An 11,227-nucleotide genomic window follows, 5' to 3' on the forward strand; every position below is an offset into this window, starting at 1 on the left:
CCGCCCGCTCACCGTTTGCGTCCCTTTACGGCTTCCTACGGCTTCCACCCCGGGTCCCGGGCTCCGTCTCCCGTCAGGAGGTGGACCGCACGGCCTTCCGGAACTCATCGGTCCGCCACACCGACACCCCGCCCAGGAAGCACCACAGCGCGATCACCGGGTCGCAGATCGCACACCCGAACGACGAGTCGAGGAAGAACGGGATCAGCGGCGAACCCTTGATGTCGTGGACGATGTCCCACGTCGTGTGCATCAGCCAGCCGACGCCGATGAAGGTCCAGGAGTCCAGGCCGCGGTAGGCGACATAGGTGGCAACGGTGGTGAACGCGAACTCCCAGCCGCCCAGGCCGCCGCCGCTCAGGTACGCGGCGCCCGCTCCGGCCACCATCACCGCGTTGAGGCGGCGCCGGTGCGGTTCGCGGACGAGGGACATGAGGAGGACGTAGACGAGACCGATGAGGATCGGTGCGATGTAGCGCATGAGGCCGACGGTAGGGTCGCGGCCGCACCCGCCCCATGGGCATTGCCGACAGGTTCCGACGGATTTCCGCCGGGTCGGCCGCAGCGGGCCCTCGCTCTTTGCCCCGAACATCTCACCGGCTTCGTTCTCGCCCCGCTCTCGCCCCGCTCTCGCCCCGCTCTCGCCTCGCTCCGGCCTCGTCCCGGCGTCCTTCCAAGGCACCTTCCCGGTCCCCCACCTCCGCCCAACAGGCTCAGCGCAGCGCCTCCCGCACCGCCGCCAGGTCGCCGTCGGACGCCAATCCGGCGTGATACAGCCGCAGTTCGGTCGCGCCCTGGGCACGGGCGCGGTCCGCGTCGGCCGCGAGGGTCCCGGGGCTGCCGCCCATCCCGGAGACCACCGTGAAGTTGGCGGCCAGGACCGTGTCCGCGCGCGCGTGTCCGGCGAAGGGCGCGAGCAGGGCCGTACCGCCCGTGCACGGCACCACGACGCCGTCCGCGACGGAGAGGATCGTGGCGGGGTCCACGCCCGCGTTGGCTCCGCAGTGGTACGTCACCGGGTCCGCGTGCAGGAGGACCTGGAAGCCGGCGGGCGCCGCGGCGCGCACCGCGGCGACGGCCGCCTCCTGGAGGGTGCGGGCCCGCCCGTCGCGCCACGCGCGCGTGGCCGCCGCCACCGGCTCACCGAGCAGTTTCTCCACCGTGGGCCAGCCGGCGTCGTCGCCCGCGCCCCGCCACAGCGGCTCCAGCGCCTCCCGTACGGCGACGGCCAGTTCGTCGGCGTCCAGGCCCTGTTCGCCGTATCCGGCCCGGCACACGGGGCAGAAGCAGAGCGCCATCAGGTACTGGCCGGCGTCCCCCAGGCCGACTCCGGCCGTCTTGTCGTGGGCGTGCAGGTGCTGGAGGCCGTACCAGCCGAGGGACTCCAGTTCGGTGCCGGCCGCGCCGGGGCGCACGGCGGCCTCGGCGGCGAGGTCGGTGAGGTACGCGCGCGTGGCGGGCTGGGCGATGCAGGGCGCCCACGGGTAGCGGTCGCCGTAGGCGTTCACGACCGAGGTGTCCGGACGGTCGGCGCCCAGGCGGGAGTTGTGGGCGAGGATCACCCAGGTGTGGACCTCCAGACCGGCGGCGCGCAGGGCCTCGGACGCCTCGCCGTGGGCGTCACCGGGGGCCCAGTCGCCGGCCGGACAGGGGCGCAGCTCGCGGCCCCTCCAGCGGTCGTCCGGCGGGTAGTAGACGGCCGCGTGTTCGGCGGTGACGATGCGACGGCGGGGGTGGCGGGGGGTCAGCGCGCGGGTGGAGTGGTAGGCGGAGGCCAGGGTCACCTGGTCGACGCCGAGCGCGGCGATGCGCTCCGCGGCGCCGGGGTCGCCGTTGACGTCCCAGGGGTAGACGAACGCCGACGTCCTCAGCCGCCCTGCTCCGGTTCCTCCCGACGGGGTCACGCGTCCTCCTCCAGCAGTGCGTAGCCGCGTTCGATCAGCTGGGCGAGCTGCTTGACGTGGTCCTCGGCCGGTTCGTGCAGCGGGGGGCGGACCTCGCCGACGTCCAGGCCGCGCATCCGCACTCCGGCCTTGACGAGCGAGACGGCGTAGCCCCGGCCCTGGGCGCGCAGTTCGACGAACGGCCGGTAGAAGCCGTCGAGCAGGCGTTCCGCCGTCCTCCTGTCCCCCTCGCGCAGGGCCGCGTGGAAGGCGAGCGCGATCTCGGGGACGAAGCAGAAGACGGCCGAGGAGTAGAGGTCGATGCCGATGGCCTGGTAGGCGAGCTGGGTCTGCTCGGCGGTGGGCAGGCCGTTGAAGTACAGGAAGTCGCCGGGGACCTCGGTGCGGACGGCGCTGACGATGCGCTGCATGAGGTCCAGGTCGCCGAGCCCGTCCTTGAGGCCGATGACCCCCTCGGTGCGGGCGAGTTCGACGACCGTGGGCGGGGTGAACACGGCGTTGTCGCGCTGGTAGACGATCACCGGGAGGCCGGTGGCCGCCGCCACCTCGCGGTAGTGCCGCAGCAGACCCTCCTGCCCGGCGACCACCAGGTAGGGCGGCATGGCGAGCAGGCCGTCGGCGCCCGCGGCCTCGGCGAGACGCGCGTAGCGTACGGCGAGCGCGGTGCCGTAGCCGGCGCCGGCCACCACGGGCACCCGGCCGTCGGCCGCCGCCACGGCCGCGCCCACGCAGGCCTCGAACTCCTCCGGCAGCAACGCGTGGAACTCCCCCGTGCCGCAGCAGGCGAAGACCGCGGCGGCGCCGGCCTCGACGCCCCGGCGGACGTGCTCGCGGTAGGCGTCGAGATCGAGGGAGCCGTCGGGGCCGTAGGCGGTGACGGGGAAGAAGAGCGGCCCGCGGGGATCACGGAGCCGGGCGGCGAGAGGGGCTGGCGTCACGGGCGCTCCCTGTCGATGCATGTCTCTGTCGACACATGCTGCTATTGATGCACGTCTCTGATCGATGTCCATATTCATGAACGCGACCACGGTACGAGGCCCCATTGGTGCCGGTCAAGCGGCGAAACAGGCACCACGCAGGCGGATCACCGCACCCGCGACATACTTGACTGAGCACGCCTCAGATCCTTAGCGTGTCCACGAATGTGAATTCCATACACGGACGCGACCGATGCCGATCCAAGGAGACCGTGGATGCCCACTCCCCGCACGCTACTGCTCACCGGTGCCGCCGGCGGACTCGGCACCCTGATGCGGTCCCTGCTCCCGGAGTACGGCTACGCACTGCGCCTGTTCGACGTGCGCCCGATCGACGGCGAACCGGACGCGATCACCGCCGACCTCGGCGACCGGGACGCGCTGCGGGCGGCGGTGCGGGGCGTGGACGCGGTCCTCCACCTCGCGGGGATCTCCCTGGAGGCGCCCTTCGAGAAGATCCTCCGCTCGAACATCGAGGGCACCTACCACCTGTACGAGGCCGCCCGCGAGGCCGGCGTGCCGCGGATCGTGTTCGCCTCCTCCAACCACGCCGTCGGCTTCACCCCCGCCCCGCGGGACGGTGACCCCCTCATCCCGGTCGACACCCCGCACCGCCCGGACACCTTCTACGGCCTGTCCAAGTCGTTCGGCGAGGACCTCGCCCAGCTGTACTGGGACAAGCACGGCCTGGAGACCGTCTCCGTCCGCATCGGCTCCTGCTTCGCGGAGCCGGCCGACGTGCGGATGCTCTCGGTGTGGATGAGCCCCGCGGACGGCGCCCGCCTCTTCCACGCGGCCCTGACCGCCGAGGAGGTCGGCCACACCGTCGTCTACGGCTCCTCCGCCAACACCCGGCTGTGGTGGGACCTGACCACCGCGCGGGCGCTCGGCTACGAGCCGCAGGACGACTCCGAGCAGTTCGCCGCCAAGCTGATCGCCGAGCACGGCGAGCTGGACCCGGAGAAGCCGGCCCACACCCACCTGGGCGGCCGCTTCGTCGACGACCCGCCGATCTGGCCGTACTGACCGGCAGCGCCGGGGGGCGGAACTGCCGCCGGCACCGGGAGCGGACTCGGCGGCCGTACCAAAAACGATCGCTCAGGACGACGGGCGGGCACCGAACGGGCCCGTCCGCCGTGCCGTTCGGGCACGGATCGTGCCCGATCCCACGTCCCCGACGGCAGCGCCCCAGGTCCGAGACGGGCAGACCAGAGCCCGACCGGGCACACACGGGCAGCATCGGGTCGGCAACAGGCCTGGTCGGCGCCGTACCCCGGCGGTACAACTTCCCCCATGGCCCGAACGGGCAGTTCCACAGGGAAGCGGGTGACGGCATGAGCACCAGGACGGCGGAAGAGCGCCAACGCGAGATCGTGCGGACCGCCCGCACCACCGGCTCGGTGGACGTCACCGCACTCGCCGCCGAGCTGGGCGTGGCCAAGGAGACCATCCGGCGCGATCTGCGCGCCCTGGAGGACCACGGGCTCGTGCGGCGCACCCACGGCGGCGCCTACCCGGTGGAGAGCGCCGGCTTCGAGACCACCCTCGCGTTCCGGTCGACCAGCCATGTCCCGGAGAAACGCCGGATCGCCTCCGCCGCCGCCGAGCTGCTCGGCGACGCCGAGACCGTCTTCGTCGACGAGGGCTTCACCCCCCGGCTCATCGCCGAGGCGCTGCCCGGGGACCGGCCGCTGACCGTGGTCACCGCGTCCCTGCCCGTGGCGGGCGCGCTCGCGGAGGCCGAGAACGTCTCCGTCCTGCTGCTCGGCGGCCGGGTCCGCTCCGGCACCCTCGCCACCGTCGACCACTGGACGACGAAGATGCTCGCCGGCTTCGTCGTCGACCTCGCCTACATCGGCGCCAACGGCATCACCCGCGAACACGGCCTGACCACCCCCGATCCGGCGGTCAGCGAGGTGAAGGCGCAGGCGATACGGGCCGCCCGCCGCACGGTCTTCGCCGGTGTGCACACCAAGTTCGGGGCGGTCAGCTTCTGCCGGTTCGCGGAGATCGGCGAGCTGGAGGCCATCGTCACCGGCACCCTGCTGCCCGCCTCCGAGGCCCACCGCTACTCGCTGCAGGGCCCACAGGTCATCCGCGTCTGACCCCGAGCCGACCGAAGCCTCCGACCCACCGACCCCCGTCCCCAACGGCACATCCACGCCCACCCCCGCCCCTTATATCCCTATACGTCCTCCAGGAGCGCCCCATGCGAACCCAGAGCCGACGAACGCCCCGCGCCCTGCTGGCGGTGGCCGCCGCAGGAACGCTGATCGCCCCGCTGCTCGCCGCCTGCTCGGGCGCCGGCGCGGGCGGCGGTTCCTCCGCCCACTCCATCAACGTCCTCATGGTGAACAACCCGCAGATGGTGGAGCTGCAGAAGCTCACCAAGGACAACTTCACCAAGGACACCGGGATCGAGGTGAACTTCACCGTGCTGCCCGAGAACGACGTCCGCGACAAGATCAGCCAGGACTTCGCCAACCAGGCCGGCCAGTACGACGTCGCCACCCTCTCCAACTACGAGATCCCGATCTACGCCAAGAACGGCTGGCTGGAGCCGATGGACTCGTACGTCAGGAAGGACACCGCCTTCGACCAGCAGGACATCCTCAAGCCGATGCGGCAGGCCCTCACCGCGGCCGACGGCAAGCTCTACGGCGAGCCCTTCTACGGCGAGTCCTCCTTCCTGATGTACCGCAAGGACGTCTTCCGGAAGAAGGGCCTGACCATGCCGGCCCACCCCACCTGGCAGCAGGTCGCCGACCTGGCCGCCAAGGCGGACGGCGCCGAGCCCGGCATGAAGGGCATCTGCCTGCGCGGGCTGCCCGGCTGGGGCGAGATGCTGGCCCCGCTCACCACGGTCGTCAACACCTTCGGAGGCACCTGGTTCGACAAGGACTGGCAGGCCCAGCTGGACGCCCCGGCGTTCAAGCAGGCCACGCGGTTCTACGTCGACCTGGTCCGCAAGCACGGCGAGTCCGGCGCCGCCCAGTCCGGGTTCGCCGAGTGCCTGAACAACATGACCCAGGGCAAGACCGCGATGTGGTACGACGCCACCTCCGGCGCCGGCTCGCTGGAGGCCGCCGGCTCCCCGGTCAAGGGCAAGATCGGGTACGTGCCTGCCCCGGTCGAGAAGACCGACAGCTCCGGCTGGCTCTACACCTGGGCGTGGGGCATCCAGAAGGCGTCCAAGAACCCCGGCGACGCCTGGAAGTTCATCTCGTGGGCGTCGAGCAGGGACTACGAGAAGCTCGTCGGCGAGAAGGCGGGCTGGGCCAATGTGCCGGCCGGCAAGCGCACCTCGACGTACGACATCCCGCAGTACCGCAAGGAGGCGGCCGCCTTCGCCGACGTCACCCGGGACGCCATCGCCGCCGCCAAGCCGGACGACCCGGGGGTGCAGCCGCGGCCCGCGCCCGGCATCCAGTTCGTCGGCATCCCCGAGTTCACCGACCTGGGCACCAAGGTCTCCCAGGAGATCAGCTCCGCCGTGGCCGGCCGGCAGTCCGTGGACGACGCGCTGAAGAAGGCCCAGAAGCTGGCCGAGGCCGTCGGCAAGAAGTACGAGGGATCATGACCGTCACCGCCTCCCCCCGGGTCGCCGCCGCCACCGCGCGGCCGGCGCCCCGGCCGCCCTCCGACCGGCTGCGGGCCTGGGCCACCCGGGCCCCGCTGCTGCCCGCGCTGGTCTTCATGATCGTGGTGACCCAGCTGCCGTTCGTGGCGACCGTGGTCATCTCCTTCTTCGACTGGAACGCGCTCTACCCGAAGGACCGCCACTTCACCGGCATCGACAACTACCGCCAGGTCCTGACCGATCCGGACCTGCGCCACTCGGTGTGGACGACGGTCCTGCTGACGGTCACCGTGGTGCTGGTCAGCCTGGTCCTCGGGCTGGCGGTGGCGCTGCTGCTGAACCGGCGGTTCCGGGGCCGCGGCGTGGTCCGCACGCTGATGATCGCGCCCTTCCTGATCGTCCCCGTCGCGGCGGCGCTGCTGTGGAAGCACGTCCTCTACAACCCCGAGTACGGGCTGCTGAACGGCCTGTTGCACTACGTCGGCGGCCCGCAGCCGGACTGGATCTCCGACACCCCGCTGCTCGCGGTCGAGGCCGCCCTGGTGTGGCAGTGGACGCCGTTCATGATGCTGATCCTGCTGGCGGGGCTGCAGAGCCGCGACCAGCAGCAGCTGGAGGCGGCACGGGTGGACGGCGCGAGCGACTGGCAGGTCTTCCGCTACCTGACCCTCCCCCACCTGCGCCGGTACCTCGAACTCGGCGCCCTGCTGGGCTCGATCTACATCGTGCAGAACTTCGACGCGGTCTTCACGATCACCTCCGGGGGCCTGGGCACCGCCAACCTCCCCTACACCGTCTACCAGAGCTTCTATCAGGCGCACGAGAACGGCCTCGCCTCGGCCGCGGGCGTCGTGGTCGTCATCGGCTCGATCGTCATCGCGACCTTCGCCCTGCGTGTGGTGTCGTCGCTGTTCCGCGAGGAGGTGTCCCGCGTATGACCACCGTCCTGCGTGTCGTACGGCGCGGCGGACTCGGGCTGGTCGCCTGGCTGACCGGGATCGTGTTCTTCCTGCCCATCGCCTGGATGGCGCTGACCTCCTTCCACTCCGAGGCGGACGCGGCGACCAACCCGCCGTCCTTCACCGCCGCCCTCACTCTGGACAGCTACCGCGAGTTCTTCGGCGTGGGAGGCGGGGCGAGTCCGTGGCCCGCCCTGATCAACTCGGCGATGGCATCGGTGTTCTCGACGCTCCTCGTCCTCCTGCTGTCCTTCCCGGCGGCCTACGCGCTGTCGATCCGCCGGGTCCGCAAGTGGACCGACGTCCTGTTCTTCTTCCTCTCCACCAAGATGCTGCCGGCCGTGGCGGGCCTGCTGCCGGTGTACCTCTTCGCGAAGAACGCCGGGATGCTCGACAACATCTGGCTCCTGGTCGTCCTCTACACCTCCATGAACCTGCCGATCGCGGTGTGGATGATGCAGTCCTTCCTCGCCGAGGTGCCGGTCGCGGTCATCGAGGCCGCTCGGGTGGACGGCGCGCGGCTGCCGACCGTCCTCGCGCGCGTGGTCGCCCCGATCTCCCTGCCCGGCATCGCCGCGACCGCCCTGATCTGCTTCATCTTCAGCTGGAACGAACTGCTCTTCGCCCGCGTGCTGACGGGCGTGGTCGCCGAGACCGCCCCCGTCTTCCTGACCGGCTTCATCACCAGCCAGGGCCTGTTCCTGGCGAAGGTCTGCGCCGCGTCCCTCGTCGTCTCCCTGCCGGTGCTCGCCGCGGGGTTCGCCGCCCAGGACAAACTCGTCCAGGGCCTGTCCTTGGGAGCCGTGAAATGAAGGCCGCCGTCATCGAGTCCGTGGGCCGCGCCGTCGTCACCGAGGTCCCGGACCCGGCACCTGGCCCCCGCGACGTCGTCGTGGAGGTGGCCGCCTGCGGTCTGTGCGGCACCGATCTGCACATCCTCCAGGGCGAGTTCGCCCCCGAACTGCCGATCGTGCCGGGTCACGAGTTCGCCGGCGAGGTGGTCGGGGTCGGCTCCCAGGTGACCGAGGTGGCGATCGGCGACCAGGTCGCGGTCGACCCGTCCCTGTACTGCCACGAGTGTCGGCAGTGCCGGGGCGGCCACAACAACCTCTGCGAGCGGTGGGCCGCCATCGGCGTGACCGTGCCGGGCGGGGCCGCGCAGTACGCGGTGGCCCCGGTCGCCAACTGCGTGCGGCTCCCCGAGCACGTCCGCACCCAGGACGCGGCCCTGGTAGAGCCTCTGTCGTGCGCGGTGCGCGGCTACGACATCCTGCAGTCCCGGCTCGGCGCGCACGTGCTGATCTACGGCTCGGGGACCATGGGCCTGATGATGCTGGAGCTGGCCAAGCGGACCGGCGCGGCGAGCGTGGAGGTGGTGGACCTCAACCCGGCCCGCCTGGAGACCGCGCGGCGGCTCGGGGTCTCCGGCTCCGCCGCGCACGCCGACGAACTGGACCGCCCGCTGGGCTGGGACGTGGTGATCGACGCGACCGGCAACGCGGCGGCGATCCAGGACGGCCTGGGGCGGGTCGCCAAGGCGGGCACGTTCCTCCAGTTCGGGGTCGCCGACTACGCGACACGGGTGACGATCGACCCGTACCGCATCTACAACCAGGAGATCACCATCACCGGTTCCATGGCCGTGCTGCGCAGCTACGAGCGGGCGGCGGAGCTGTTCGCGAACGGGGTGCTGGACCCGGACGTCTTCATCAGCGACCGCCTCCCGCTGGACAGCTACCCGGGGGCGCTGGAGCAGTTCGCTGCGGGCGTGGGACGGAAGATCGTGGTGGTGCCCTGAGCCGATCGGGCGCCCGCCGTCGGGTGAGGGACCTCGGGTAAGGGAACGGTAAAGCGGTGTCGTTCGTTCACGGGGCATGACAGCTATGACCCCTGGCTCGAACATCCCTCTCCCCGCCCCCCGGGTGGCGGTGGACGTCGCCGCCCCGGTGCGGCTCGACGTTTCGGGCCTGCTGCTCACGGGCGACGGCAAGGTGCGCTCCGACGACGACTTCATCTTCTACAACCAGCCGGTCGGACCCGGTGTGACGTACCGCTCCGGCGGCGGTGCGTCCCCGGACGCGATCATCGTCGACACGGCCGCCGTGCCGCCCGGGATCGAGAAGATCGTGGTCACCGCCAGCCCCGACGCGGTCGGCCAGACCTTCCAGGGCATCGAGCCGACGGCGACGATCCGCGACGCCGACGACGGCTCGGTGCTGGCCACGTTCACGCCGCCGCAGCTGGGCGCGGAGACGGCCCTGGTGGTCGTCGAGATCTACCTGCGGAACGGCGCGTGGAAGGCACGCGCGGTCGGGCAGGGATACGCCGACGGGCTGGCCGGGATCGCGACGGACTTCGGCGTGACCGTGGAGGAGCCGGCGCCCGCCCAGGCCGCCCCCGGCCCGGCCGCCTCCGTCGCCCCGCCCGTGCCCCGGTCGGCGCCCCCGGCGGCTCCTTCGGCCCCGCCGGCCCCGCCCGCGCCGCCGGCCCCGGGCGCCGGGAAGATCAACCTCGACAAGGGCCGGGTCAGCCTCCAGAAGAACCAGACCGTGTCCCTGGTCAAGGGCGGCAGCCCGCTGCTCTCCCAGGTCAAGATGGGCCTGGGCTGGGAGCCGGCGTTCCGCGGCAAGGACATCGACCTGGACGCGTCCGTCATCGCCTACGGTCCGCGGCGCGACCACGTCGACAGCTGCTACTTCGGCAAGCTGTCCATCCTGAACGGCGCGATCAAGCACTCGGGCGACAACCTCACGGGCGAGGGCGGCGGGGACGACGAGGTGATCGTGGTCGACCTCGGCCGGATCCCGCAGGAGGTCACCGGCCTGGTCTTCACGGTCAACTCGTTCTCCGGCCAGAAGTTCACCGAGGTCGCCAAGGCCTACTGCCGGCTGCTGGACGCCGCGACCGGCGAGGAGCTGGTCCGCTTCGACCTCACGAGTGCCGAGGCCCAGACGGGCGTGCTGATGGCGAAGCTGGTCCGGCAGTTCTCCGGTGAGTGGGACATGACCGCGATCGGCTCGTTCGTGAAGGCCCGCACGGTACGGAACATGGTCAAGCCGGGGGCGGAGGCGCTCTGACGCGGCTCCGCGACGGGTGTGCGGCCGTGCGCGCTACGGCCGCAACCCCTCCGTGAGCAGGGCCAGATAGCGCCGGATCTCCTTGCCCTGACCGTCGGCCAGCTCCGAGGCGGTGGCCAGTCCGTGCGCGAGGCGCAGGACCTCGACCGGCTCGACGTCCAGGCGCAGGGTGCCCTCCTGCTTCGCCGCGTCCACCAGCCGGGTGGCCGCGCCGCGGACCGTCACCCCGCAGGCCGCGCCCGTGGCCGAACTGCCGTCCGTGACGGCCGAACCCAGCAGGGCCTTCAGACCGCGCACCTGGATGGTGGCGACGCACACTTCGTTCAGCCACTCCGTCAGCGCGGCGCCCGGCGGCAGCTGGGCGGCGAACTCGTCGGCCTTCGCCGCCAGCCCCTCCAGCCGGCCCACGAACGCGGCCTCCAGCAGCGCCTGCCGGGTCGGGAAGTGCCGGTACAGCGTGCCGGAGCCGACGCCCGCCCGCCTGGCGATGTCGTCCAGCGACGCGTTCTCCCCCTGCGCGGCGAAGGCCTCGACGGCGACCGCCAGCAGCCGCTCGTAGTTGCGCCGGGCATCCGCGCGCATGGGCCTGACCCGCGTCATCCAGCTACTCCTCGCGCGAACCGGGGACTGGCTCCTTGACGTGCTCCCTGGCCTAAAGTCCAGGGATTCCAGCCTGGGTCGTCTGACCCTTCCGGGGGCTTCCTGCTTCACCGCGCTGTGCGGGCACGTG

The 11,227-nt window shown here is 71.7% G+C and carries 11 protein-coding genes; 7 read left to right on the forward strand and 4 right to left on the reverse strand.

Annotated elements, in window-relative coordinates; genetic code table 11:
- Positions 1-73 precede the first annotated feature (73 nt).
- The 3 genes from AB0M11_RS13060 to AB0M11_RS13070 form a co-directional block, all read right to left on the reverse strand.
- Entirely contained in the window at positions 74-481 is a 408-nt protein-coding gene (locus AB0M11_RS13060) for a DUF6010 family protein (RefSeq protein WP_365704505.1), read from the reverse strand.
- 232 nt (positions 482-713) lie between these two features.
- Complete coding sequence (locus AB0M11_RS13065) at positions 714-1,871, reverse strand: hypothetical protein (RefSeq protein WP_365704534.1); 1,158 nt, start codon at positions 1,869-1,871, stop codon at positions 714-716.
- Positions 1,872-1,900: 29 nt separating this feature from the next.
- A complete protein-coding gene (locus AB0M11_RS13070; protein WP_365704507.1) occupies positions 1,901-2,842 on the reverse strand; it encodes a 5-dehydro-4-deoxyglucarate dehydratase in 942 nt (313 codons plus the stop codon).
- A gap of 255 nt (positions 2,843-3,097) precedes the next feature.
- Between AB0M11_RS13070 and AB0M11_RS13075 the strand changes: the two genes are divergently transcribed.
- The 7 genes from AB0M11_RS13075 (at position 3,098) to AB0M11_RS13105 (ending at position 10,497) form a co-directional block, all read left to right on the forward strand.
- Complete coding sequence (locus AB0M11_RS13075; protein WP_365704509.1) at positions 3,098-3,907, forward strand: NAD(P)-dependent oxidoreductase; 810 nt, start codon at positions 3,098-3,100, stop codon at positions 3,905-3,907.
- A gap of 308 nt (positions 3,908-4,215) precedes the next feature.
- Positions 4,216-4,986 carry a DeoR/GlpR family DNA-binding transcription regulator gene (locus AB0M11_RS13080; protein WP_365704511.1) on the forward strand — a complete coding sequence of 257 codons (771 nt, stop codon included), beginning with the start codon at positions 4,216-4,218 and terminating at the stop codon, positions 4,984-4,986.
- 104 nt (positions 4,987-5,090) lie between these two features.
- Complete coding sequence (locus tag AB0M11_RS13085) at positions 5,091-6,461, forward strand: sugar ABC transporter substrate-binding protein (RefSeq protein WP_365704513.1); 1,371 nt, start codon at positions 5,091-5,093, stop codon at positions 6,459-6,461.
- Positions 6,458-7,399, forward strand: a complete 942-nt coding sequence (locus AB0M11_RS13090) for a sugar ABC transporter permease (protein WP_365704515.1) — start codon at positions 6,458-6,460, stop codon at positions 7,397-7,399. Before AB0M11_RS13085 ends, AB0M11_RS13090 begins: the two co-directional genes overlap by 4 nt.
- Positions 7,396-8,232 (forward strand): carbohydrate ABC transporter permease, encoded by an 837-nt coding sequence (locus AB0M11_RS13095; protein ID WP_365704517.1) that lies wholly within the window; start codon positions 7,396-7,398, stop codon positions 8,230-8,232. Before AB0M11_RS13090 ends, AB0M11_RS13095 begins: the two co-directional genes overlap by 4 nt.
- Positions 8,229-9,218: a zinc-dependent alcohol dehydrogenase family protein gene (locus AB0M11_RS13100; protein WP_365704519.1), complete on the forward strand. Its 990-nt coding sequence runs from the start codon at positions 8,229-8,231 to the stop codon at positions 9,216-9,218. The genes AB0M11_RS13095 and AB0M11_RS13100 overlap by 4 nt, the downstream gene beginning before the upstream one ends.
- Positions 9,219-9,303: 85 nt before the next feature.
- Complete coding sequence (locus AB0M11_RS13105; RefSeq protein WP_365704536.1) at positions 9,304-10,497, forward strand: TerD family protein; 1,194 nt, start codon at positions 9,304-9,306, stop codon at positions 10,495-10,497.
- A gap of 33 nt (positions 10,498-10,530) precedes the next feature.
- Here AB0M11_RS13105 and AB0M11_RS13110 read toward each other — a convergent pair whose 3' ends face one another.
- The gene (locus AB0M11_RS13110; RefSeq protein WP_365704521.1) at positions 10,531-11,097 is read right to left on the reverse strand and encodes a helix-turn-helix domain-containing protein; all 567 of its coding nucleotides are present in this window, start codon (positions 11,095-11,097) and stop codon (positions 10,531-10,533) included.
- Positions 11,098-11,227: the final 130 nt, after the last annotated feature.

Source organism: Streptomyces sp. NPDC051987 (genome assembly GCF_040680735.1).
GTDB lineage: Bacteria > Actinomycetota > Actinomycetes > Streptomycetales > Streptomycetaceae > Streptomyces.